This window comes from Bradyrhizobium sp. CCBAU 45394, from assembly GCF_028128655.1.
GTDB classification, from domain to species: Bacteria; Pseudomonadota; Alphaproteobacteria; order Rhizobiales; family Xanthobacteraceae; genus Bradyrhizobium; species Bradyrhizobium diazoefficiens.
Genome location: NZ_LBIX01000176.1, coordinates 468,820 through 492,644 on the forward strand (window position 1 = coordinate 468,820; position 23,825 = coordinate 492,644).

Sequence of the window (23,825 nt, forward strand, 5' to 3'; positions counted from 1 at the left end):
GTTCCAGGCCGGTTCGCGCACCGTGTGCGTCGCAAAAGGAGCAGCCACGGCGCAGGTCCGGCTCACCGCACCGCGGGCGCCGCCGCGCCGTCGGGCACAACGTTAGTTCTAGACGATCGCCGTTCGGCCTTTCTCGACAGACGCGATCAATCATGATCTGATCGCGCTACCAATTTGCCGCGCCTCGCGTGATTGCAATCGGAGCTGACGGCACCAACAAGAAACGTTCAACGAGAATTCCAACAAGAAACGCCAACAAGAAAATCAAGAGCAAAACTCGGAAGAGTTAAGAGGAAACGCCAGAACAATAAAACATCCAAGCGAGGAAACGAGATGTCACGCAAGACACTGACGCGACGTCAATTTGTGGCTGCCACTGCAATGTCCTCCGCGGCGCTGATCACGGCGCCCTATGTCAGAGGCGCTTATGCCGCCGGCAAGCTCTCGATCGGCTTCTGGGACCATTGGGTGCCCGGCGCCAACGACGCCTCCACGGCTCTCGTCAATGAATGGGCCGCGAAGGAGAAGGTCGAGGTCTCGATCGACTACATCACCAGCAACAACAAGAAGATCGAGTTGACTGCGGCGGCCGAAGCCCAGGCCAAGTCCGGTCACGACATACTTCAGATGCCGAGCTGGTGGCCGCACGCCTATTCGGAGAATCTCGAGCCGCTCAACGACGTCATGGAGCCGCTCATCAAGCAGAATGGCGAGGTGAACGGCACCGTCAAATATCTGGGCCAGTCGGGCGGCAAATGGCTCGCGATCCCAGCGACACCGGGCAGCCAGATCAAGGGCCCTTGCTCGCGCATCGACCTGATGAAGAAGCATGCGGGCATCGACGTGCAGGAAATGTACCCGGCAGGCAGTCCGCCGAAGGCCGACAACTGGACGATGGAGACGTTCCTGAAGGCTGCGGAAGCTTGCCAGAAGGCCGGCTTCCCGTTCGGCATCGGTCTCGGCGAGACCACCGACAGCGTCGATACAGCCGGCGCGATCTTCCAGTCCTTTGGCGCCGAGCTCGTCAATGCCAAGGGCGATGTCACGGTCAAGACCGACGCGGTGCGGCAGGCGCTCGAATTCTACAAGAAGCTGATCGCCGTGCTGCCGACGGACGCGCCCTCCTGGGATGATGCGTCCAACAACAAATGGCTGATCTCGGGCCGCGGGGCGATGATCCTGAACCCGCCGAGCGCCTGGGCGGTCGCCAAGCGCGACGCACCGCAAGTCGCCGAGCAGTGCTGGACGCACGGCTTCCCGGCCGGCCCGAAAGGACGCTTTGCCCCGTACCTACCCTATTTCTGGGGCGTCTGGAGCTTCGGCAAGAACAAGGAGGCGGCCAAGAGTCTGCTTACCCATCTGTCCTCACCCGCGGCGATCGAAAAGTTCGTCGTGGCGAGCGGCGGCTATGACCTGCCGGCCTACGCCAACATGACGACGTTCAAGACCTGGGCCGAGGTCGGACCGCCGAAGGGCACGCTCTATCACTACCCGAACCCGTACAACCACCAGACACTGTCAATCGCCGCATCGCCGGCGCCGCCGAAGATCGCGCAGCAGATCTACTTCCAGGCGACGCTGACCAAGATGGCGCTGCGCTTTGCGCAAGGAGAGAAGTTGGAAACGGCGCTCGCCTGGGCCGAGGGCGAGTGCGAGGGCTTCATGCGGACCTGAGCCGGGTGTGTGCCATGGCGGTTCATGCCTTCGGGTGTGAGCCGCCGGGGCGCGCTCTCGCTACCTCCGCAAGCCAATGAAGCCGACCGGTCGCCGGCTTCACCGTTGAACCTTTCGCAGGAAAGCTTGACCAGAAAGTTTGACCCATGGCCGATGTCGTCGTTGAGCAAGGTCGCCTCGCTCGTGCCGGGAGCCCGCGCAAAAAGAACGCGAGCCTGCGCAACGTAATGGGTCGGAAATCGACCGTGGCGTTCTTCCTGACGCTGCCGCTGATCCTTCTGATCGCACTGTTCGTGCTCTACCCCGCCTTCTATTCGCTCTACCTGGCGACGCTGAACAAGGCGATGACGAAATTCGTAGGCCTCAGCAATTTCACCTTCCTGTTCAAGCGCGAGACGTTCTGGATGGTGGTGAAGCAGTCCTGCATCTTTGCGATTACCGCCGTGATCTTCAAGGCGCTGATCGGCTTCATCGTCGCGCATTTTGTCCACAACATTCCGGGCAAGAAGCAGCGCAAATGGCGCGGCATGCTGCTGGTGCCCTGGGTCATCCCGCCGGCAATGAGCACGCTGGCCTGGCTCTGGCTGTTCGATCCCTCCTACAGCGCCTTCAACTACACACTGTCCTTCTTCGGCGTCGGTCCGATCCCCTGGCTCGGTGACGCCTTCTGGGCGCGCTTCTCCGTCATCCTCGTCAACGTCTGGTACGGCGCGCCGTTCTTCCTGATCATGTACCTCGCCGCGCTGAAATCGGTCCCCGACCAGCTCTACGAGGCCGCTGCCATCGACGGCGCGAACTGGTGGCAGCGCATCTGGTTCATCACGCTGCCGATGATGCGCAACATCATCGCGATCACGACGCTGTTCTCGCTGATCGTCACCTTCGCCAATTTCGACATCGTGCGCATCCTCACCTCCGGCGGCCCGCTCGATCAGACGCATCTGTTCGCCACCTGGGCGTTCCAGGTCGGCATCCAGAGCAGCGACATTCCGCTCGGCGCCTGCGTCTCGTTGTTCATGGTGCCGATCCTCGCCGTCGCAGCGGTCTTCATCCTGCGCGATGTCTCCAAACGCGGGAACGAAGCCTGATGAGCACGCTGGCAATCGACAAGGCCGGACCGAGCCGCAAGGTCAAACTCGGAAGCATGAGCCGGGACCGCACCTGGGCGCTACGCTGGTCCTACTTCTTCCTGGTGCTGTTTGCGATCTTCTTCCTGACGCCGCCGGTCTACATGCTGATCACCTCCCTCAAGAGCAGCGCGGAGATCTCGGCGGCAACCAATCCCTGGTGGGTCTTTCACCCGACATTGGCGAACTATGTCGAGCTCCTGACCTCGAACCAGTTCCTGCGCTTCTTCTGGAACTCGTCGATCATCTCGATCGTGGTCGTGATCGTCACGATGCTGATCAGCATCCCGGCGGCGTTCGCGCTCGCGCGGATGAAGTTCTGGGGCTCGGCGACACTCGCGACCGGTGTGTTCCTCACCTATCTCATCCCGGACAGCCTTCTGTTCATCCCCCTGTTCAAGATGCTCGCGGTGGTCCAGGAGTTCACCGGCATCCCCCTGCTCAACCGATGGTACGTGCTGGTGTTCATCTATCCGACACTGACCGTGCCGTTCTGCACCTGGATCATGATCGGCTATTTCGCCTCGATCCCGAAGGAGCTCGATGAGGCCGCCCTCATCGACGGCGCCTCCTGGCTCCAGACCCTGACACGGATATTCATTCCCGTGGCCCTGCCCGGGCTGATCGCCGCCACGATCTTCGCCTTCACGGTGTCCTGGGCGCAGTTCCTCTATCCCCTGGTGTTCACCACGTCGATCGATCAGCTCGTGCTGCCGGTCGGCATCACCACCACGCTGATCAAGGGCGACGTCTTCAACTGGGGGCAGATCATGACCGGCGCGCTGCTCGGTGCAGCGCCGCCGCTGGTCATCTACGCCTTCCTGATGGACTACTACATTGCCGGCCTGACCGCCGGCGCGACAAAGGGTTGATGTCTCATGGCTGACGTTGCATTGCGTAAGGTCGTCAAGCGTTACGATGATGTCGAAGCCGTGCGCGGCATCGACCTCGATATCGCCGACCATGAGTTCATCGTGCTGGTGGGCCCCTCGGGCTGCGGCAAGTCGACGACGCTGCGCATGATCGCAGGTCTCGAGGACATCAGCGACGGCGACATCATGATCGGCGGCGACGTCGTCAACGACGTGCCGCCGAAGGACCGCGACATCGCGATGGTGTTCCAGAACTATGCGCTCTACCCGCACATGACGGTCGCCGAGAACATGTCGTTCGGGCTGCGCCTGAAGCACTATCCCAAGGCCGAGATCAAGGCGCGGGTGACGGAAGCCGCACGGCTCCTCGACATCACCGACCTGATCGACCGCAAGCCGAAGCAGCTCTCCGGCGGCCAGCGCCAGCGCGTCGCGATGGGGCGCGCCATCGTGCGCAATCCAAAGGTCTTCCTGTTCGACGAGCCGCTGTCCAACCTCGATGCCAAGCTGCGCGTGCAGATGCGGATCGAGATCAAGAAGGTGCACCAGAAGGTGCGCACCACCACGGTCTACGTCACCCACGACCAGGTCGAGGCGATGACGCTGGCCGATCGCGTGGTGGTGATGAACAAGGGGCGCATCGAGCAGATCGGCACGCCGAACGAGCTCTACCACAAGCCGGCGACACGCTTCGTCGCGGGCTTCATCGGCTCGCCGGCGATGAACTTCATCCCGTGCCGGCTGGAGGACGTGGGCGGCACGCTCCAGATCCGCCTCACCGATCGCATCGCCTTTGCGCTGCCGCCGGCCCGCGCCGCGCGCTACAACGCGCTGCCGCGCACCGACAAGCTGCTGCTCGGCCTCCGGCCCGAGCACCTCACCGAGGCGCATGCGCATCTGGGGCCGGGCGTTGAGAGCTTCGACACCGTGCTCGACGTCACCGAGCCGATGGGGATGGAGACCCTGGTCTATTTCGGCCTCGAGGGCACGCCGGTCTGCGGCCGCGTCGATCCCAATGCCGGCGCCAAGGACGGGGCACCCATGCGTTTGGCGATGGACCTCAACAATATGCACCTGCTAAACGAGGACACCGGCGTCGTGTTGTGACGCAGGTCCAAGAAATGCGAGCAGGCAGGGAGCGATGGCGACCAACAAGAAGAAGATTTTCGTTAGACAAACTTTGTCGCAAGGGGCCCGCGCCCTCCTCACTCAGCGAGACGATATCGAGCTCGTCGAATTTGCGAACCTGATCTCAGCGAAGGATTTTGAGGTCCTGTTGAAGAGCCATGCCCCGGTCCATGGCGTGGCGCTCGGCGCCACAGCGTTCGGCGAGACCGAGCTTGAGGCCTCGAAGGACATGAAGGTGGTGACACGGATCGGCGTCGGCTACGACGCGGTTGACGTGCCCGCCCTCTCCCGCCGCAAGGTGCCGCTGATGGTCGCCGGCAGCGCGAATTCGCCCTCGGTCGCCGAGCAGGCGCTGTTCATGATGCTGACACTGGCAAAACGCGCGCAGGAGATGCATTCCTGCGTCAAGGACGGCAAGTGGGCCGACCGTCTCGGCATGCTGCCGTTCGATCTCTACGGCAAGACCGTCCTGGTGATCGGCTTCGGCCGCATCGGCACCCGCACCGCCAAGCGCTGCCTCGCGATGGAAATGAAGGTCCAGGTCTACGATCCCTACAAGCCCGCCGCCGAGATCAAGGCCGCCGGCTACGAGCCCGTCGCCGATCTCGACGCTGCGTTGCCCCATGCCGACTTCGTCACCATCCATTGTCCGAAGACGCCGGAAACGGTCGGCCTGTTTGACGCGGCCCGGATCGGCCGGATGAAGCCGAAATCCTATCTCATCAATACCGCACGCGGCGGCATCGTGAAGGAAGCGGCGCTGTACGACGCGCTCACGTCCGGAAAGCTCGCCGGCGCCGGCATCGACGTGTTCGAGGTGGAGCCGCCGCCGGTCAGCAACGCGCTGTTCGCGCTGCCCAACGTCATCATGGCCCCGCATGTCGCGGGCGTCACGGTCGAGGCGGTGAGCCGCATGAGCGAACAGACCGCGCGCAACATCCTGAGCGTGCTGGACGGCGATCCTATCCGGCAGAACATCATCAATCAGGACGTGCTGGGCTGACCAAACCGCAAGGCGGGCGGCAAATCCGCCCGCCTTCGGAACGCCAGAATGCGTCCCATTTTGGTGCAGATCGAGCCCCAACTCAGCCTTAATCAAACCCGCGTAATATGCCGAGCCGCGGCGGCAGTGGGACAGACTTGCCGGCCACGTCGAGCTGGAGGATGGACCCTTGGCAGAAATCGACCCGACCGACCACGCGCTGGCGACCATCGCCAGCATCCTGGAGCACCCCGAGCCCGTCCTCGTCGTCCGCGACGCCGAAACGGAAACGGCGGCTGCCGATGAGCATTCGGTCGTCGACGAGCATGCGGTCGTCGACGAGCATCCGGTTGCCGATGAGCATCCGGTGGTCGAGGAGCAGCCGCTGGTGCCGGAGCACACCGATGCCGACGGCTACAGCAAGGTCGGTCCCGGGCCGATGGTTGCGATCCGCCTCAAATGGACGGTCCATCGCGGCGATGACGACCAGTACTACGTCCACGAGACCATCGGCGAGCAGTCCGCGCCGGTCATCAGCGGCCCCATGACGAGCGACGCCGCCGTGCATTTCGTCGACACGCACGAGGACGAGGCGCACAGGCGTTTCGAGCTGCTGCGCAGCGAGATCGCCGGCCGCAGCTCGCTCGCCGAGTTCGAACGCAAGGGCGAAGCCTAAAGCGCGATCTAGCGCTCGCGGGGCCCGAGAAAATCCCGCTTCACGAGCTCGACGCCTGCGTGCCGCAACAGGTCGTAGGCCGTCGTGACGTGAAAGAAGAACTGCGGGACGCTGAACGTCAGCAGCAGCGTCCGCCCGGTGAAGGGCAGCTCGGTTCCGTTCTTCAGCCTGAAGAAGACATTCAGCTCCGCCGCCGCGTCGATCTCGGCCCGCGGCAGGCCCTCGATGAACTCGATTGACGTTGCGATACGCGCCTGAAGCCCGGCCATGTCGTGCTCCAGCGCCGGCAGCGTCACCGGCTCGCGCTGCGCCAGCAAGGCCGGAGCGACCGTTGCATGGCGGCAGGCTTCACCGACCTGCTGCGCCAGGTCGTACATGTTGGGTGCGAGGCGCATGCCGAGCAGGACCGCCGGGTTGAATTTGCGGGTCTCGGCGTAGGCCACGCCCTTGTCGAGCAGCGCGGACAGGTTGCGTAAGTACGGCACAAAGAGGCCGACCGAGGCCTCGTACATCGAGATCGTCACCTCGGGATTCCTTTCAATTCTGCCTCGCCAGCGACGGGCATCTGGTCTAAATCCACGTCTGAAGAGCTGCACAATGACAGCTTGGGCTTGGGTGGAGAAGAGATGACCGTTCGATTCCTGTCGGCTTTGGCCGTGGCGCTGCTGATGAACCTTTCGGCCCACGCACAGCAGGCGGCGCCGTCGCGCCTCGACGAGATCATGAAGCGCGGCACATTACGTGTCGGGATGACCGGCGACTACAAGCCCTTCACCTATCTGGACAAGGCCACGCAGCAGTTCAGCGGCTTCGACGTCGACATGGCGGAGGCGCTCGGCAAGGCGCTCGGCGTCAAGGTCGAGTTCGTGCCGACGGCCTGGCCGAAGCTGATGAAGGATTTCGAGGCCGACCAGTTCGACATCGCCATGGGCGGCGTCTCGGTGACGCTCGACCGGCAGAGGAAAGGCTTCTTCTCGATGCCGATCATGCGCGAAGGCAAGACGCCGATCGCGCGCTGCGCCGATGTCGGCAAGTACCAGACGCTCCCTGATATCGACAAGAAGGGCACCCGCGTCATCGTCAATCCCGGCGGCACCAACGAGCGCTTTGCGCGTGCCAACATCAAGGACGCCGACATCACCGTCTTCGCCGACAACACCGTGATCTTCGACGAGATCGCCAAGGGCAATGCCGATTTGATGATGACGGACGCTTCCGAGACGCGCTACCAGCAGAAGCAGCATGCCGGCGTGCTGTGCGCGGTGCATCCGGAAAAACCGTTCGACTTCTCCGAGAAGGCCTATTGGCTCCAGCGCGACATGGCGCTGAAGGCCTTCGTCGACCAGTGGCTGCACATTTCCATGGAGGACGGCAGCTACAGGAAGATCTACGCCGCCTGGTTCGACTAGAGCGTCTTCGAGCGAAATGGGTATCGGTTCGCGCGTTCCGATTCCATCGGAACGGGCTCTGGACCGTGTCCTCCTGTTGCTTGCTACGGCCAAATTGTGGACGGGTTCCGGGCGTATTGAACCCGAACCTGCCGGAGCACGACTCATACGGATGAAAGTGATCTAGATCACTTTTTGCGATCGAGCCGGGGCGTATGCGTCGGTCCGGGGACCATCTGTTCAGGAGATGCGAAATGAGGAAGCTGTTGGCCACGGCCGCATTCCTTTTGGCGAGCACCGCTGCGCAAGCGCAGTACACCTTCGAATATGGCGGGCGCACCATCCGCATCGATCCCGACCGGGGCACGGTGTCGATCCCCGGCGTCTATGACAACACCGGCCAAGGCAAGGCCAAGAAGGCCAAGAAGAACGAGACAAGTCCGGGCCAGCAGGCGCCGCAAGAGGCCAAGGCCGATCCGCAAGCCCCGGCTGCTCCGGCGCCTCCACCGGCTGCCGCCACAGCGCCGCCTGCAGCCGTGCAGGCTCCCGCGCCCGTCGTGGCCGCGCCACCTGCTCCACCGCCGTCGGCGACCGCCAATGCTGCACCGGCTGATACGGCCGTCGTGCCTCCGCCCGCACCGCCTCCGGCCCCTGCTCCCGTCGAGCAGCAGGCAGCTCCCGTGGCGCCGCCCCCGCCGGCTCCGGCCGTGGCTGCCGCACCCCCGGCGCCACCTCCGCCGCCCGCGCCGGCGCCTGCCCCCGCACCCGTTCAGTCGGCCGCTGTCGCGCCGCCGGCTCCCGCTGCCGCACCGACGCGCGACCTCAATTCGCCGCTCGGCATCTGGCTCACCGAGGAGAAGGAAGGCAAGGTCCGCATCGAGCAATGCGGCAACAACCTCTGTGGCTATTCGGTCGACAGCAAGTCGAACCAGAACGGCGAGCAGGTCCTGATCAACATGAAGCCCGGCAAGGACCAGAAATGGTCCGGCCGCATCCTCGATCCCAACACCGGCTCGACCTACGATTCGACGATCGCCATGAAGGGTACGGATCGCCTGCGCGTGCAGGGCTGCGCCTTCGGCGGCATGTTCTGCGGCGGCCAGACCTGGACGCGGGTGAACTAAGCTCGGCTTCGACACTTTGACGGAGACAAGGGGCCCGTGATCCGGGCCCCTTTGCTTTTGCCCGCGGTGTCATCGCGAGGTGCGCCACCTCACAGAGCCTGCTGCGCGCGTGACAACCCTCACATCGCCGGTTCCGCAACCCGTGCCACGGTCGCCGCATGGTCAACCCCAGGGGCGTGTCATGAACGGTTTTCGCAAAGGTCTGTTCGCCACGATTGTCGCCATCGCCTTCCCGCTCACGCAGGCAGGCGCAACGACAAGCACTTTTGACGGGACATGGAACGTCCGCATCTCGTCATCGAGCGAGACCTGCGGCAACGGCGCGACCGTCGCGATCGGCATCAACAACGGTCAGATCGCCTCGAGCAGCGCTGCGGTGTCCGCATCCGGCCGCGTCGCCGATGCCGGCAGCATCAACGTCACCTTGAGCACCGGCATCAAGCGTGCAGTCGGCTTCGGCCGGCTGAGCGGCACGTCCGGCTCCGGCACATGGCGCGGGGCCCTTTGCACCGGCACGTGGACGGCGGAGCGGATTTAGGCTCCGGATCGCCGACGCATCGCCATGGGGCGATGCGTCTTGTCCGGGGCGCGAGCGCTAACCCAGCGCTGCGCCATACTCCGCGTCGGTGACCGGCTCCAGCCAGGTCGAGTAGACGCCGTCGAGCGCTTCCTGCATGGCGATGTGGCACATGCCGTTGGTCGGCGATGCTCCGTGCCAGTGCAGCTCGCCCGGCGGAATCCAGACGGTGTCGCCGGGGCGGATCTCGCGGATCGGCCCGCCCTTGGTCTGAACGCGCCCGACGCCGGAGATGACGTAGAGCGTCTGCCCGAGCGGATGGTGATGCCAGTTGGTGCGCGCACCGGGCTCGAACGCGACGCGCGAGCAGTTCAGCCGTGCCGGCGCGGGCGCCATGATCACGGGATCCTGCCACACGGTGCCGGTGAAGTTTTCCTTGGGCGCGCGGCGGGTCGGCCGCGTGCCTGCGACGGTGATATCCATAGTGTCCTCGCTTCTGTTACTTCTTGCTGGCGGCGTAACGCGCTTTGGTCTCGGCGTTCATGGGATAGAGGCCCGGCAACAGCGCGCCGTTGTTCACCTCGTTGACGATCCAGGCTTCCATCCGCTCCTGCTCGACGCCCTCGTTGAGCACGTGATCGAGCATCGCCTGCGGTATCAGCACGCAGCCGTCCTGGTCGGCGACGACGATGTCGTTCGGGAACACGGCGACGCCGCCGCAGCCGATCGGCTCACCCCAGCCAACGAAGGTCAGGCCCGCCACCGACGGCGGCGCGGCATAGCCGTCGCACCAGACCGGAAGATTGGTGCCGAGCACGCCCTCGACGTCACGCACGACGCCGTCGGTGACGAGCGCGGTGACGCCGCGCTTCATCATGCGCGCGCAGAGGATGTCGCCGAAGATGCCGGCATCGGTGATGCCCATGGCATCGACCACGGCGATGCAGCCCTCCGGCATCGCCTCGATCGCGGTGCGGGTCGAGATCGGCGACGACCAGGATTCCGGCGTCGCCAGATCCTCGCGCGCCGGCACGAAGCGCAGCGTGAAGGCAGGTCCCACCAGCCGCGGCAGGCCCGGGCGCAGCGGGCGCGCACCGCGCATCCACACGTTACGCAGGCCCTTCTTCAGCAGGACCGTGGTGATGGTGGCAGTGGTGATGCCGGCGAGGGTCTTGCGGGCTTCGGGGGACAGCGACATGGAAACAGACGAGCTCCGGATGGGCGGGAAAGAACGCGCGCATCTTGCGAGCCGGGCGCTTTCCGTCAAGGGCCAAGAACGCAGGGCCGTAGAGCGGTTATGCGACGCGATAACAAGGCTTTATCGCTTCCCCTTGCATTAATTTATTGGACTTGCGGGCGCATTTACGCGAAGCAGGGATCAGCGGAACTCAAGGCTGAGCCCGCGTTTCCTGAGAAGCCCGATTTCGACAGCGCTTTGACAGTTCAATGGCCGCGACGCTTCCCCCGCCCCGCCTTCTGCCCAGTGGCGACAGCGCCGTCACGGTCGAGTTCAGCCGCACCATCGACGATGCCGCCAACCAGCGCGTGCTGGCACTCGACAAGGCGCTCGCGGCAAGCCCCATCGACGGCATCACCGAGACCGTGCCGACCTATCGCTCGCTGCTGGTGCATTACGATCCCGGCAAGATCGGCTTCGACGCGCTCGGCGAAAAGCTCCTCCCGATCGCGACCCAGCCGCTGCCGCCGGCCACCAGGACGCGCCGCTGGCGCATCCCCGTCGCCTATGGCGGCGAGCATGGCATCGACCTCGAGGATGTCGCCAAGGCGCTGAACACAACGCCTGACGACATCGTCGCCCGGCATGTCGCCGGCGACTACAAGGTTGCCATGATCGGCTTCACGCCGGGCTGGTCCTATCTCAGCGGCCTGGACAAATCCCTGCACATGTCGCGGCGGCAGAACCCGCGGCTGCTGACGCCGGCCGGCACGATCTCGATCGGCGGCATCCAGGCCGGAATCCAGTGCCTGGCCGCCCCGAGCGGCTGGCACCTGCTCGGCCGCACGCCGGTGCGGACCTATCAGCTCCACCGCAATCCGACCTTCCTGACCGAACCCGGTGATCGCGTGACGTTTTTCGCCATCGACCACAAGACGTTCGAGGAACAGGACCGCGCCGCCGAGGCCGGCGAGATCATCGCCGAGCAGGTGGTCGCATGAGCCGGCTCATCGTCGCCAGCATCGGCCCTGCAAGCTCCGTCCAGGATGGCGGACGGCACGGTGCGCAGCGCTACGGCTTGACCGTGAGCGGGGCGATGGACCGTCTGTCGCTCGCGGCCGCGAATACGCTGGTCGGCAACGAGCCGTTCGCGGCCAGTGTCGAGATCGGCCCGTTCGGCGCCACCTTCACCGCCCGTGACGGCGCCGTGCGCGTGGCGATTGCCGGCGCGCCGCGCAATGCCGACGTCGCGGGGCGACCGGTCGCCATGGACACATCGGTGACGCTGAAGGACGGCGAGACGCTGACGCTCGGTTTCGCCCGCGGTGGCGCCTTCACCTATCTCGCGATCGAAGGCGGGATCAAGGGCGAGCCCGTGTTCGGCAGCCTCGCGGTCAATGCCCGCGCCGGCCTCGGCAGCCCCTACCCGCGCCCGCTCCAGGCCGGTGATGAATTCAGCGTCGATGCCGCGAGCGGCGCGCCCGAACTGCGCATCGAGCTGCCGAAGCCCGCGAGCGGTCCGATCCGCGTCGTGCTGGGCCCGCAGGACGACGAGTTCGACGACGCCAACAAGGCGCTGTTCCTGGACAGCGAATGGAAGATCTCGGCGACCTCCGACCGCATGGGCTACCGGCTCGAAGGCCCCGCGATCAAGCATCTGCACGGCCACAACATCGTCTCCGACGGCACCGTCAACGGCAGCATCCAGGTGCCCGGCAACGGCTCGCCGATCGCGCTGATGATGGACCGCGGCACCTCCGGCGGCTATCCGAAGATCGCAACCGTGATCACGGCCGATGTCGGCCGTCTGGCGCAGACCTCGGCGGGGACCGCCTTCCGCTTCAAGGCTGTCAGCATGGCGGAGGCACAGGACGAGGCGCGCAAATTCGCGCAAGCCATCCGCAGCCTGCCCGATCGCCTCCGCTCCGCCGACACCGTCGCGCTCAACATCGAAGCGCTCAGCGATGCTAACGTCGCGGGCTATGCGGTCAGCGCGGTGGATGCCGGAACGTGGCAGGTCACGGCGGAGCCGTAACGACAAGACGACCAGAGGCGGAGAGCAACCATGAAGACGATCGATCTCAATTGCGACCTCGGCGAAGGTTTTGGCGCGTGGGAGATGGGCAACGACGCCGCGATGATCGAGCTGGCGAGCTCGGTCAACGTCGCCTGCGGCTTCCATGCCGGCGATCCCGACATCATGCGCAGGACGGTCGAGCTGGCGAAAGCACGCGGCGTTTCGGTCGGCGCGCACCCCGGATATCGCGACCTCCACGGCTTCGGCCGGCATCCGATCGCGGGCCTGAAGGCCTCCGAGATCGAGAACCTCGTCGCCTACCAGATCGGCGCGCTGCAGGCGATCGCGACCGCGGCCGGCCACAAGGTCACGCATGTGAAGGCGCATGGCGCGCTCTCCAACGTCGCCTGCGAGGACGACATGACGGCGAAGGCGATTGCCGCCGGCATCAAGGCGGTCGATCCCAGCCTGATCTTCGTCGTGCTCGCCAATTCGAAGCTGGTGAAGGCCGGCGAAGCGGCCAATCTGCCGATGGTGCACGAGGTGTTCGCCGACCGCGCCTATGAGGACGACGGCAATCTCGTCTCGCGCAAGAAGCCCGGCGCGGTGCTGCACGATGCCAAGGCGATTGCCGACCGCGTGGTGCGCATGGTGCAGGACGGCGCGGTGGTGTCCGTGACGGGCAAGGTGATCAAGATGCGGACGGATACGGTCTGCATCCACGGCGATACGCATGGCGCGGTCGAGATCGCGCGGACCTTGCGTCAGGCGTTGAAGGATGCGGGGATCGAAGTCGCGCCGTTCAAGCGCGGGGCGTGATCAGAACGGGTGCACCGACAGCGTGCCGAACACGATCGCGGCGATGACCGCGAAGGCGCTGTAGAGCCCGACGTGGTGCATGCTCGCCCCGGTCCGGCGCGAGAGCGAGCGCGCGTAGAAGTGCAGCCTGGCTTCCGCCGATAGTTCGCGCATGGTCGATCTCCAACGCCCCATTTGCGCGAGTATGAAGGATCAACCCTGGCGGGAGGCAAGATGGCGGCGAAAATAGCGATGGTGATTCTCTGAAGGCGCCCCGTCGCAGATGCAAATTCTCTCCACACGCGGGTTCCGAGAATCTTATTCGTTAAGATCCGAGCCAGTTGGAACCGGCCGGGATGACGGTGGGATGACAGCCGGACTTTAGACCCTGGACCCGGTCCAAACAAAAATGGCGAAAACAACCCCATGCACAGTAGAAGCGCGCGCTCGGCGTGACGCCCGGCGCTTGCTCCGCCGGAACGATTCACGCTGATCTTGTCGCGCCTTAGTAGACGTCAGCCTGGAAGCGGCCGGTCTTCTTGAGCTCGGCGACAAAACTGACGGCTTCGTCGGTCGAGCGCGCCCCGAACTGGGCGACGATGTCGACCAGCGCGCGCTCGACGTCCTTGGCCATGCGCTTGGCATCGCCGCAGATGTAGAGATGGGCGCCCTCGGCGAGCCAGGTCCACAGCTCGCGGCCGACCTCGCGCATGCGATCCTGCACGTAGAACTTCTTCTCGCCGTCGCGCGACCAGGCCAGCGACATGCGCGTGAGCAGGCCCGAGGTCTTCATCGCGTTGAGCTCTTCCTGGTAGAAGAAGTCGCAATCGCTGCGCTGGTGGCCGAAGAACAGCCAGTTCTTGCCCGGCGCGCCGGTCGCCTTGCGGTCGAGCAGGAAGGCGCGGAACGGCGCGATGCCGGTGCCGGGGCCGATCATGATAACCGGCGTCTTCGGGTCCTGCGGCAGGCCGAAACCATGCGCCTTCTGCACATAGACCTTGAGCTTCTCGCCCTCAGCGATGCGCTCGCCGAGGAAGGTCGAGGCAACGCCGATGCGTTTGCGCTTGCCGATCACATAGCGCACGGAATCGACCGTCAGCGAAAGTTTTCCCGGCGTCGCATTGTGCGAGGACGAGATCGAATAGAGCCGCGGCTGGAGCGGCTCCAGCGCCTCGACGAAGGCTTCGGGATGCGGCCGTATGCCGGAAAACTTCTGGAGCGCCGCCATCACGTCCAGCGTGGCGGCGTCGCCATCGGGATCCTCGCCCTGCGCCAGCGCCCGCGCCTTCTCGCGCTGCGCACCCCCGGTGATGAAGGAGATCAGTTCGAACAGCGAGTCCGGCGCCGGCGACAGCGAGACGTCGTCGATCAGCACCTCGCGCAGCGTCTTGCCGTTCACCTTGGTGGTGTGGGAAGCGCCGAGCAGTGCGATGATCTGGTCGACGAGGCCGACATCGTTGCGCGCGAACACGCCAAAGCTGTCGCCGACGATGTAGTCGAGCTTGCTCGCGGAGAGATCGAACTCGACGTGATAGGTCTCCTTCTCCGACTTCCCCTTGTTGAGGAGGCGCCGCGACAGGAAGGTCGCCTCGGTCGGATTGTCGCGCGAGCGGCCCGGCTCTGCGATCGTCACGGTCACGGCCGGCGCTGCCACCGCATCCGCTTTTTCGGGCGCTTTCGCCGCCGGCGCCTTGTCCAACTCCTCGTACAGCGACTTCAGCATCCGCGCGGTTTCCTTGCCGCCGGGAACGCACAGGTTGAGCCGCGCTTCGCTGCGGGTGGCGATCGCCTCCGAATAATCGTGGCAATTGTAGCCGCACTGGCCGCAATCCTGCTGCGCCATCGCCGCCATCATCTTGCGGCGGACGGGACGCCCCTCTGCAAGCTTCATCCGGTCGGCGATCGGCATGGTCTGGTCGTGCCACGGCGCTTCGCCATCGTCGCCGTCGCCGGCTTGCATGACGGCGGCGCCCTGCTCCGCCGACAGGGGCGTAGCCACATCAGGCGATAGCAACCCGGCAAAGAATCCGTTCAGCCAGGAGCGCTGCGCGTCGGAGAACGGAGCGCTGGCGGGAATGATATCGAGTTTCGGCGGAGGGGTGATCTGGTTCATGCGGACACCTGTGCATCGGCAAGCTTGCGCAGCGTCTCGCCGTCATGGCGGCGCGCAAAGGAGAGGAAGGTTTCGTCGGGCGAGGCGCGATGGGCGATATAGGCCTTGAGCAGCGCTTCGACCGTCTTCGGCGCGTCCTCGGCCTTGAGGTCGTGATAGACCTCCTGCCCGACGTCGGCATCGGGCCCGAACCCGCCGCCGGTGAAGAGGTGATAGCCCTCGACCGTGTCATCCTCGTTCACCGGCACCCGCGCTCCGATCAGGCCGATGTCGCTGATGTAGTGCTGCGCGCAGGAATGGTGACAGCCGGTGACGTGGATGTTGACCGGCTTGTCCATCTCGACGCGCGGCTCGCACCAGTCGCCGATCTCGGCGGCGTGGCGTTTGGTGTTGGAGGCGGCGAAGCGGCAGCCGGCATTGCCGGTGCAGGCGATCAGGCCGGCGCGGATATGCGAGGCCTCGACCGCGAGCCCGATCTGCTTGATCGCGGCAATCGCAAGCTCGACGTTCTCGTCGCGCACGCCCGGGATCAGCAGGTTCTGCCAGACCGTCAGGCGGATCTCCCCGTCGCCGAGGTCACGCGCGACCTTGGCAAGGCCCCGCATCTGATCACAGGTGAGCTTGCCGAGCGTCAGCGAAACGCCGATCCAGTTGAGGCCGTCCTGCTTCTGCTTGTGCACGCCGATATGAGCCATGCGGTCAGCCGCAGGCCGCGGCGCAAACGCCTCTTCCGGCACGCGCGTGAATGGCGTCTTCAGCCGTTCTTCGACGAGCTTCAGGAAGCCGTCATGGCCCATGGCGTCGAGCACATACTTCAGCCGCGCCTTGTTGCGATTGGTGCGGTCGCCGTGGTCGATGAACACGCGCACGATGGCATCGGCGACAGCGGTCGCCTGCTCCGGCTTGACGATGATGCCGGAATACTTTGCAAAATCCTTGTGGCCGGTGATGCCGCCGAGGCCGAGCCGGAACCAGACCCCGGGCTCGACGCCGAACCCGTCCTTCACCTCGAACGCCGTGAAGGCGATGTCGTTGGTCTCTTCCAGCACCGCGATCCTGCCGGCGCCGTCGAAGGCGACGTTGAACTTGCGCGGCAGGCCGTAGAGCGAGCGGTCGTTGAGGATGTGGTAGTGCCACTCGCGCGCAAACGGCCGCGTGTCGATGATTTCCTGCGGATCGATGCCGGCGGTCGGCGTCCCGGTCACGTTGCGGATGTTGTCGGCGCCGGAGCCGCGCGAGCACAGGCCGAGATCCTGGATGCCCTCGATCAGCTTCACGGCGTGCTTCGGCGGGATCTCGCGAAGCTGGAGGTTGGCGCGCGTCGTGACATGGCTGTACGGCCCGCAGAGATCGTCGGCGAGATCGGCAAGGCCCGACAACTGCCAGTGCTTCATGATGCCGTTCGGGATGCGCAGGCGGCACATGTAGGAGTCCTGCGTCGGCGCGACATAGAAGATGCCGTAGTAGCGCCAGCGGAAATTGTCCGCCGGGCTCGGCGGCGCATTGTCGAGCGCCTGCTGGCGCAGCCGCGGATAGGCGTCGAAAGGATGCTCGTCGCGCTTGAACTTCTCCTGGTCGGCGAGCTTCTTGCCCGAGGCGATGACCTTGTCCTGCGCCTTGATGTGCACGGCATCCGGACCGGTCGGCTCGGCATTCGCCTTGCCGGAGCCGCCACCAAGACCGCGACCGACCCGGCTGATCTGCAGACCGGTCGTGAAGCCTTCGAGATAGCGCTTCTGCTCGTCGGTAAAGTCGACTGAGACTGTTTCGAGTTTCATGGTCAGTAACGAAGCTCCTGCGGCCACCGGGGTGGTATCGACGGAAAATTGCGCGACCCGCGAGGCACTCGGCTGGCTCAAGAGCCTGCTCTGCACCCAACGGTCCGATCAGCTTCGTTGCTGCGGGACTCGGCTCAGCAGGCGTCTGTGACAAGCTGGCCGCAGTGCAACATACAAGTTGCGTGCCATCTTCATCGAAATGAGAATTGCTGCAATTTCAGATCATTAGGAGTGCCCCCGGGAACTCCCAGGCGGGGAACTCTCACGAAATTCGAGCAGCCAGCCCAAAATATAGACGAAGAGCCCAGGCGCCTAAAAACGATGCAGGCTCGAATCAGGCCTTCCAGCGACCGACTTCGAAGGCCTCGAGATGCCCCCTGATATTGTCGGGATCGAAGACGGGGCCGGCGAACGCCCCGAACGCCGCGGGAGCCTCACTGGGCGCCGCTCGGCTGCCCAGGGCGGCATCATAAAGATCCGGCCTGAACACGGCCATCGCCGTCTTGACGCCGTCCGGCGTCAGCGCCGTCTGTCCCCAGCGCACCATCTGGGCGTAGAGCCAGGCGGCCTGGACCGGATCCGGGCGCCCTGCCCCTTCGCGTCCGACCAGGAGGTAACGGCCGCTCTCGCGGAAGGTGCCGTCGGGCGAGATCTTCAGGCGTCCCGTGAGCGTGCGCTGGATCACCTCGGCATCGACGCCGATCCGCTCCGGCTGCGCCAGGATGCGCGCGGCCTCGATGCGGTTCTCCGGATGCTCGATGAACTCGGCGGCCTTCACGGCCGCGCGCACGAGGCTGGCGACCACGTCCGGATTCTTGTCTGCCCAGGTCTGGCGGACCGCCAGCACCTTCTCCGCCGCGTGGACGAGGATGTCCGAGACGAAATGCAGGATGTGGCCGATGCCGAGATCGACCGCGATCGAATTCCAGGGCGCGCCGACGCAGAACGCATCGACATGGCCGTTCGCGAGGCTGTCCACCATGTAGGGCGGCGGCAACACCACCAGCCGCACGTCCTCGTCGGGATCGACGCCGGCCGCCGCCATCCAGAACCGCAATTGGTAATTGTGGGTCGAGAACGGAAAGGTCATGCCGAAGGTCAGCGGATCGGCACCCAGCTTGCGCCGCCTGGCGACCACCCGAGCCAGCGCTTTCGCCGTAACGAGCGGATCGAAGCGGTCGCCGTCGATCTCCTCCATCAGCGCGGCATGGAGCGTCGGCGACACCGTGATCGCGTTGCCGTTGATGCCGAGATTGAAGGGCGCGGCGATCGGCACCTTGACGTGGCCGAGCCCGAGTGAGGACGCGATCGCCACGGGCGCCAGCAGATGGGCGGCGTCGAACAGGCCGATATTGAGCTTGTCGCGGACGTTGGACCAGGAGACCTCGCGCACCAGTTCGACGTCGAGGCCTTCGGCGGCGGTAAAGCCCTTGTCGACGGCAACGATCAGCGCGGCGGCATCGACCAGCGGAATGAACCCGATGCGAAGCGGTCCGGTCATTTCAGCATCTCCGACGCGGTGATGATCGACTGGGCGATCTCGCCGATTTTCTTCTTCTCGCGCATCGCGGTGGAGCGCAGCAGCACATAGGCCTCGTCCTCGGTGAGGCCCTTCACCTTCATCAAGATGCCCTTGGCGCGCTCGATGATCTTGCGGTCCTCGAGCTGCGACTTGGTGCGCTCGAGTTCCTCCTGAAGCTTGGCGAAGGCGTTGAAGCGGGACACGCAGAGGTCGAGGATCGGCTTGATGCGCTCCTTCTTCAGCCCGTCGACGATGTAGGCGGATACTCCGGCCTCGACCGAGGCCTGGATCGAGGCTGAATCGCTCTGGTCGACGAACATCGCGATCGGCCGGCGCACGGCGCGGCTGACCTGGAACATCGCCTCCAGCACGTCGCGGCTGGGGTTTTCCAGATCGATCAGGATGATGTCGGGATCGACCGCATAAATACGGGCCAGCAGGCTCTGCATCTCGCGGATATGGGCGACCTGCGTGAATCCGGCCTCCCGCAACCCCTCCTCGAGGATCGCGGCCCGGATCGGGCTTTCGTCGACGATCACGATTTTGGGCGACTGTTCGGCGCTCATGGCTCACTCACGTCAGGTGATTCATCCATAGCACGCCGGAACGCCCTGCAAAGGGTTGTAATTGACCGCATTTAGGACTAGCTGCTGCCGATCAATCAGGCAGATCAAGAGATATGCAAGAGACGGCTGCGCCCAAGGTCAGCTTCGTGTTCCTCGGATACTCCTGAGACAACGAATGTAAACTTTCAAAGCCGCCCACTCCCGCCCGACGGCAGCTGCCATCTGGTGGGCTTACGCTCCTACGGAATCCTCGCGCCAGCGATCATTTTATCGAGGAGTGGCACGGCGGCCAACACCGCACCTTCGTTCTTGCCGGAGACCGCCAGCCGCACGACATAGGAGTTGCCGTCCTTGTCGACATCAACGTAATGCGCGATCACTTCGACCGGTTGGTCCTTCAGGGACGGATTGTCGTACCGGTTGATGATGACACCGGGGCTGGCCGAGGGAAGCGAGGTGATCTTGGCATTCTTGCCGGACGTCGCCGCCCAATCCTGATCGCTCGTTGCCACCCATTGAACCAGTTCGGTTCGATCCTTGTTGTAGCGGCCTTCGGCATAGATGATTGCTTCGGCGTTACCGAATCCCTTCCCCCTGGGCACGAACATTGAGGCGCCGTATTTGAGGCTTGCGGCCTCGTCCTTCGCCCACCCATCGGGCGCCTTCACGCGCGGCCTGAATTCCGGACACAGGCCTTTTTGTCCGTCGCAAACACGTAAGATCTTGTCGACTTCAGCGCGCGCCGGAAACATCGCACTCCAGGAAATGACGGCGAAAACCATGCCGAGGATGAAATGGCGCATCGCAGTTTAGCTCCGTGGAAATACGCAAGAACAGAATAACAACGGGAACGTGCACGTTGGAGGATTCATCTCGGCCCCTCCAGTCACACAATCGGAACCGGTCCATAGGTTAGTTATTGAATTTCGCCATCGGTTCAATTACTTGGATCGCTAAATCCGGACAATTCAGATCTAGGCTCCAGGCGATACAATGGACAGAGCGCCCCGCATTTCATTCACGTCACTCGGTTGTCCCAAGGCATTGGTGGATTCCGAGCGCATCATCACGCGCCTGCGCGCCGAGGGCTACGAGCTCGCCCGCAAGCATGACGGGGCCGACATCGTCATCGTCAACACCTGCGGCTTCCTCGACAGCGCCAAGCAGGAATCGCTCTCGGCGATCGGCGAGGCCATGGCCGAGAACGGCAAGGTGATCGTGACCGGCTGCATGGGCGCGGAACCCGAGCAGATCGAGCAGGCCTATCCCGGCGTGCTCTCCATCACCGGCCCGCAGCAATATGAGAGCGTGCTGGACGCGGTCCACCGCGCGCTGCCGCCCGCCCACAATCCGCATCTCGACCTGGTGCCGCCGCAGGGCATCAAGCTGACGCCGCGGCACTACGCCTATTTGAAGATCTCCGAGGGCTGCAACAACCGCTGCACCTTCTGCATCATCCCGAAGCTGCGCGGCGATCTGGTCTCGCGCCCGGCCAATGACGTGCTGCGCGAGGCCGAGCGGCTGGTCGGCGCCGGCGTCAAGGAGCTGCTGGTGATCTCGCAGGACACCTCGGCCTATGGCGTCGACCTGAAATACGCCGAGAGCCCGTGGAAGGACCGCCAGGTCCGCGCCAAATTCCTCGACCTCGCGCGCGAGCTCGGCGAGCTCGGGGCCTGGGTCCGGCTGCAATATGTCTACCCCTACCCGCATGTCGACGAGGTCATCGCGCTGATGACGCAAGGCACGGTGCTGCCCTATCTCGACATCCCGTTCCAGCATGCGAGCCCCGAGGTGCTGAAGGCGATGAAGCGCCCGGCGGCGCAGGACAAGACGCTGGCGCGGATCAAGCGCTGGCGCGAGGAATGCCCTGATCTTGCCCTGCGCTCGACCTTCATCGTCGGCTTCCCCGGCGAGACCGACGCGGACTTTGCCTATCTGCTCGACTGGCTCGACGAAGCCGAGATCGACCGCCTCGGCTGCTTCAAATACGAGCCGGTTGCCGGTGCGACGTCGAATGCGATCGCCAATCCCGTGCCGGAAGAGGTCAAGCAGGAGCGCTACAACGCGCTGATGGCGCGCCAGCAGAAGATCTCGGCGCGCAGGCTGAAGCGCAAGGTCGGCACGCGCCAGCAGATCATCATCGACGAGGTCGGCCCGACCGTTGCCCGGGGCCGGTCGAAGGCCGATGCGCCCGAGATCGACGGCGCGGTCTACCTGTCGAGCCGCCGCCCCTTGCGCGTCGGCGAGATCGTCACGGCAAAGATCGAGCGCGCCGACCAATACGACCTGCACGGCAGCGTCGCGGGGTTCTGAGAGCACTCCGTCAACGGGCTCAACCCAGCGTCGCCCGGTAAATCCCGTCCTCGCCGAAGTGATAGAGATGCCTGCCGCGGCCCTGCAAACGGCCGCGCGGTCGCGCTGAGCCGTCGGGCATGAACAGGTATGCCCGCCTCACAAGAATCATGCCCTCTCGATCCGATCGTCCGATGTAGGCCACATTGGGTGGATCGTCGTATTGGCCCGAGAACAGAATCTCCGTCTCGGACATTGCGAACGCGTGGCAGCCTCGAAGCTTCGTTTGCTTCCAGGTCAATTCGAAGTCTGCGCCAATCCGATAGAGCGGGAAATCCGAGTAGAAGAAAATGGCGGCCTCTGGGCCCGCCACATTGAGCGCGTAGCAGTCGTCAATCGTGTGGTCTGCATCTGCTGGAAATTCCCAGACCTTCTCTCCCAAAGTCGAGAAGCAAACCAAGCCGGCCTGCCCGACCGAACTGCCAAAAACACCCTCGTCGAAATACCCAATCCAGATCCGTCCGAGGTCATCGATCTGGAGATCGCTGATGGCATCGCCGAGGCCGACGCGGTCTGCTCGTCCGGTCCGGGGATCAAAGATGACTCCGTTCAGGTCGTGGTCGGTCTCGGCCCGCCAGTTGTGTCTGCGGCTCGCCAGCAAGACCCGCCCGTCGGGAAAGAGGTCGACATGAGAATGGCCGAGCTCAAGCGGAGGCAGATCGATCCATAGCTCCGATCCGGCAGCCGACTTGTGCAGACCGTAACGCTTCAACCTTTCCATCTTCGGATGCGGCAATACGCCAGAAGCGCGCAACGCGGCTGCAGTCGATGCGCTGTCTCCCGAGGACTCGAACAGGAAAAGTAGCGACTGATCGCCCGCAACCCCGCTCGCAACGAGCGAAAATCCGAGACGCGTCGGCGCCGTGCCAATCTTTTCGAACTGTATCGATCTAATCAAACGAGCCCCCGATGCTGCCTGAGGCAGCATCACCAAGCGCGCGCCGGGCGCAAGTGCGAAGTCGCGATCAGGCTTCGGCCAGCCATTTCGGCACCCAGCGCTCCGGACGCGGCGCGCGGGCGAGGTCGGCCTGTGCCTCGGCTAATTTTGCCGGCTCGCCCCCGATCGTCGGGCGCACATCGTGTTCGAAGTTCGTCATGTCGCTTCTCCCGACCCCTGCCGTCCATCATGCGCGGAAAACACCTCCTTGGCTGCGAACAGCCCGTTCACCGCCGCCGGGAAGCCCGCATAGACGGCCATCTGCATGATGATCTCCACGATCTCGTCGCGAGACAGCCCGACGTTCAGACCCGCCTCGATATGCACTTTGAGCTGAGGCGCGGCATTTCCGAGCGCCGTCAGCGCGGCGATCGTCGCGATCTCTCGATCGCGCAGGCCGAGATCCGGGCGGCTGTAAATGTCGCCGAAGGGAAACTCGATCACGTATCGTGCGAAATCCGGAGCGATGTCGGCGAGTGAGGCGACGACCTTTTCGCCGGCTCTGCCGTCAATGCGTGACAGGGCCCGCTGGCCGCGATCGAAGCGGCTTTCGGCTTGTGTTTGGGCGTGCGTCATTTTCCTTCGTCCTCTGTTCGCCGCCGGCATAGCCGGCGATCTTGGTATCAAGGACGAGCAGGCATTCCTGGAGTTCGGCAATCTCCGTGCGAACCTGTTCCCGGTGGATTTCCAGCATCTGCCGCCGGGCTGGCCCGGTGGCTTCGCCTTCATCACGAAGCGCCGCATAGCGCAACATGTCCCGGATCGGCATTCCCGTGGTCTTGAGCCGACCGAGGAATTCGATCCATGTGAGGATCGATGCGTCAAAGTCACGCTGGCCGGAACGATCCCGGTCTGCGTATGGCAGCAGCCCGATGCGCTCATAATAACGCAACGTGTGAGTCGACAAGCCGGTTCGTTTTGCGAGGTCGCCGATCTTCATGTGTGCCCGTTCTCGTACTGACGCACGTACAGATACCCCCTCGAGCGCACTCTAAGTCAAGGGGGATCGAAGGTGCCGTTCCCGCGAGGTCAAGATGGCACGACAGCAGAAGATTTCGGCGCGCCGGCTGGGCGGCA

Annotated in this window: 25 protein-coding genes and 1 pseudogene; 13 read left to right on the plus strand and 13 right to left on the minus strand. The window is 64.4% G+C overall.

The genetic code is table 11. The annotated features are described in order from the left end of the window. Positions 1-333: 333 nt before the first annotated feature. From WN73_RS39620 to WN73_RS39645, 6 genes are all read left to right on the plus strand, one after another. Complete coding sequence (locus tag WN73_RS39620; protein ID WP_011087324.1) at positions 334-1,674, plus strand: ABC transporter substrate-binding protein; 1,341 nt, start codon at positions 334-336, stop codon at positions 1,672-1,674. 146 nt (positions 1,675-1,820) lie between these two features. After that, positions 1,821-2,762 (plus strand): carbohydrate ABC transporter permease, encoded by a 942-nt coding sequence (locus WN73_RS39625; RefSeq protein ID WP_028174000.1) that lies wholly within the window; start codon positions 1,821-1,823, stop codon positions 2,760-2,762. Then, on the plus strand, positions 2,762-3,673 hold the full coding sequence (locus tag WN73_RS39630; RefSeq protein ID WP_011087327.1) for a carbohydrate ABC transporter permease: 912 nt from the start codon (positions 2,762-2,764) through the stop codon (positions 3,671-3,673). The genes WN73_RS39625 and WN73_RS39630 overlap by 1 nt, the downstream gene beginning before the upstream one ends. Before the next feature lie 6 nt (positions 3,674-3,679). After that, positions 3,680-4,780: an ABC transporter ATP-binding protein gene (locus tag WN73_RS39635; protein ID WP_011087328.1), complete on the plus strand. Its 1,101-nt coding sequence runs from the start codon at positions 3,680-3,682 to the stop codon at positions 4,778-4,780. A gap of 34 nt (positions 4,781-4,814) precedes the next feature. Continuing rightward, a complete protein-coding gene (locus WN73_RS39640) occupies positions 4,815-5,804 on the plus strand; it encodes a hydroxyacid dehydrogenase (RefSeq protein WP_271557709.1) in 990 nt (329 codons plus the stop codon). A gap of 169 nt (positions 5,805-5,973) precedes the next feature. Next, positions 5,974-6,459: a hypothetical protein gene (locus WN73_RS39645; protein ID WP_028173998.1), complete on the plus strand. Its 486-nt coding sequence runs from the start codon at positions 5,974-5,976 to the stop codon at positions 6,457-6,459. Positions 6,460-6,467: 8 nt separating this feature from the next. Here WN73_RS39645 and WN73_RS39650 read toward each other — a convergent pair whose 3' ends face one another. Continuing rightward, the gene (locus WN73_RS39650) at positions 6,468-6,971 is read right to left on the minus strand and encodes a DUF1993 domain-containing protein (RefSeq protein WP_038967429.1); all 504 of its coding nucleotides are present in this window, start codon (positions 6,969-6,971) and stop codon (positions 6,468-6,470) included. Between the two features lie 114 nt (positions 6,972-7,085). Between WN73_RS39650 and WN73_RS39655 the strand changes: the two genes are divergently transcribed. The 3 genes from WN73_RS39655 (at position 7,086) to WN73_RS39665 (ending at position 9,509) form a co-directional block, all read left to right on the plus strand. Beyond that, positions 7,086-7,868 (plus strand): transporter substrate-binding domain-containing protein, encoded by a 783-nt coding sequence (locus tag WN73_RS39655; RefSeq protein ID WP_028173996.1) that lies wholly within the window; start codon positions 7,086-7,088, stop codon positions 7,866-7,868. Positions 7,869-8,101: 233 nt separating this feature from the next. Then, on the plus strand, positions 8,102-8,971 hold the full coding sequence (locus WN73_RS39660; protein ID WP_028173995.1) for a DUF2147 domain-containing protein: 870 nt from the start codon (positions 8,102-8,104) through the stop codon (positions 8,969-8,971). Between the two features lie 181 nt (positions 8,972-9,152). Next, entirely contained in the window at positions 9,153-9,509 is a 357-nt protein-coding gene (locus tag WN73_RS39665) for a hypothetical protein (protein ID WP_028173994.1), read from the plus strand. A 57-nt stretch (positions 9,510-9,566) separates the two neighbouring features. On the opposite strand, the gene WN73_RS39670 is transcribed toward WN73_RS39665, so the two are convergent. Together WN73_RS39670 and WN73_RS39675 are read right to left on the minus strand one after the other, a co-directional pair. Continuing rightward, positions 9,567-9,971 carry a (R)-mandelonitrile lyase gene (locus tag WN73_RS39670; RefSeq protein WP_028173993.1) on the minus strand — a complete coding sequence of 135 codons (405 nt, stop codon included), beginning with the start codon at positions 9,969-9,971 and terminating at the stop codon, positions 9,567-9,569. 16 nt (positions 9,972-9,987) lie between these two features. Beyond that, positions 9,988-10,686, minus strand: a complete 699-nt coding sequence (locus WN73_RS39675; protein ID WP_271557712.1) for a ribonuclease activity regulator RraA — start codon at positions 10,684-10,686, stop codon at positions 9,988-9,990. A gap of 248 nt (positions 10,687-10,934) precedes the next feature. Here WN73_RS39675 and pxpB point away from each other — a divergent pair, with 248 nt between their 5' ends. Genes pxpB through WN73_RS39690 form a run of 3 tightly spaced genes read left to right on the plus strand, consistent with a single transcriptional unit; the run spans position 10,935 to position 13,501 of the window. Then, positions 10,935-11,666: a 5-oxoprolinase subunit PxpB gene (gene pxpB, locus WN73_RS39680; protein ID WP_028173992.1), complete on the plus strand. Its 732-nt coding sequence runs from the start codon at positions 10,935-10,937 to the stop codon at positions 11,664-11,666. Further along, complete coding sequence (locus tag WN73_RS39685) at positions 11,663-12,700, plus strand: biotin-dependent carboxyltransferase family protein (RefSeq protein WP_161534910.1); 1,038 nt, start codon at positions 11,663-11,665, stop codon at positions 12,698-12,700. Before pxpB ends, WN73_RS39685 begins: the two co-directional genes overlap by 4 nt. A 30-nt stretch (positions 12,701-12,730) precedes the next feature. Continuing rightward, positions 12,731-13,501 carry a LamB/YcsF family protein gene (locus tag WN73_RS39690; RefSeq protein ID WP_011087339.1) on the plus strand — a complete coding sequence of 257 codons (771 nt, stop codon included), beginning with the start codon at positions 12,731-12,733 and terminating at the stop codon, positions 13,499-13,501. Here WN73_RS39690 and WN73_RS39695 read toward each other — a convergent pair whose 3' ends face one another. The 6 genes from WN73_RS39695 to WN73_RS39720 form a co-directional block, all read right to left on the minus strand. Beyond that, entirely contained in the window at positions 13,502-13,654 is a 153-nt protein-coding gene (locus WN73_RS39695; RefSeq protein ID WP_014495196.1) for a hypothetical protein, read from the minus strand. It lies immediately after the preceding gene. Positions 13,655-13,985: 331 nt separating this feature from the next. Continuing rightward, positions 13,986-15,593, minus strand: coding sequence for a sulfite reductase subunit alpha (locus WN73_RS39700; protein WP_011087341.1), 1,608 nt, complete (start codon positions 15,591-15,593; stop codon positions 13,986-13,988). Next, entirely contained in the window at positions 15,590-17,371 is a 1,782-nt protein-coding gene (locus tag WN73_RS39705; RefSeq protein WP_271557721.1) for a NirA family protein, read from the minus strand. Before WN73_RS39705 ends, WN73_RS39700 begins: the two co-directional genes overlap by 4 nt. A gap of 334 nt (positions 17,372-17,705) precedes the next feature. After that, a complete protein-coding gene (locus tag WN73_RS39710) occupies positions 17,706-18,872 on the minus strand; it encodes a CmpA/NrtA family ABC transporter substrate-binding protein (RefSeq protein WP_271557723.1) in 1,167 nt (388 codons plus the stop codon). Beyond that, positions 18,869-19,459 carry an ANTAR domain-containing response regulator gene (locus WN73_RS39715; protein WP_011087344.1) on the minus strand — a complete coding sequence of 197 codons (591 nt, stop codon included), beginning with the start codon at positions 19,457-19,459 and terminating at the stop codon, positions 18,869-18,871. Before WN73_RS39715 ends, WN73_RS39710 begins: the two co-directional genes overlap by 4 nt. 239 nt (positions 19,460-19,698) lie before the next feature. Continuing rightward, positions 19,699-20,262, minus strand: coding sequence for a hypothetical protein (locus tag WN73_RS39720; RefSeq protein WP_028173987.1), 564 nt, complete (start codon positions 20,260-20,262; stop codon positions 19,699-19,701). 190 nt (positions 20,263-20,452) lie between these two features. Here WN73_RS39720 and rimO point away from each other — a divergent pair, with 190 nt between their 5' ends. Beyond that, positions 20,453-21,772: a 30S ribosomal protein S12 methylthiotransferase RimO gene (gene rimO / locus WN73_RS39725; RefSeq protein WP_011087346.1), complete on the plus strand. Its 1,320-nt coding sequence runs from the start codon at positions 20,453-20,455 to the stop codon at positions 21,770-21,772. Positions 21,773-21,791: 19 nt separating this feature from the next. Here rimO and WN73_RS39730 read toward each other — a convergent pair whose 3' ends face one another. From WN73_RS39730 to WN73_RS39745, 4 genes and pseudogenes are all read right to left on the minus strand, one after another. Then, positions 21,792-22,739, minus strand: a complete 948-nt coding sequence (locus WN73_RS39730; RefSeq protein ID WP_249163363.1) for a hypothetical protein — start codon at positions 22,737-22,739, stop codon at positions 21,792-21,794. 37 nt (positions 22,740-22,776) lie between these two features. Beyond that, positions 22,777-22,908 (minus strand): annotated as a pseudogene (locus WN73_RS39735) (hypothetical protein); the annotation flags it as partial. Further along, the gene (locus tag WN73_RS39740; RefSeq protein ID WP_038967418.1) at positions 22,905-23,324 is read right to left on the minus strand and encodes a carboxymuconolactone decarboxylase family protein; all 420 of its coding nucleotides are present in this window, start codon (positions 23,322-23,324) and stop codon (positions 22,905-22,907) included. The pseudogene WN73_RS39735 and the gene WN73_RS39740, both read right to left, overlap by 4 nt. After that, positions 23,257-23,688 (minus strand): MerR family transcriptional regulator, encoded by a 432-nt coding sequence (locus WN73_RS39745; RefSeq protein WP_028173985.1) that lies wholly within the window; start codon positions 23,686-23,688, stop codon positions 23,257-23,259. The genes WN73_RS39740 and WN73_RS39745 overlap by 68 nt, the downstream gene beginning before the upstream one ends. Positions 23,689-23,825: the final 137 nt, after the last annotated feature.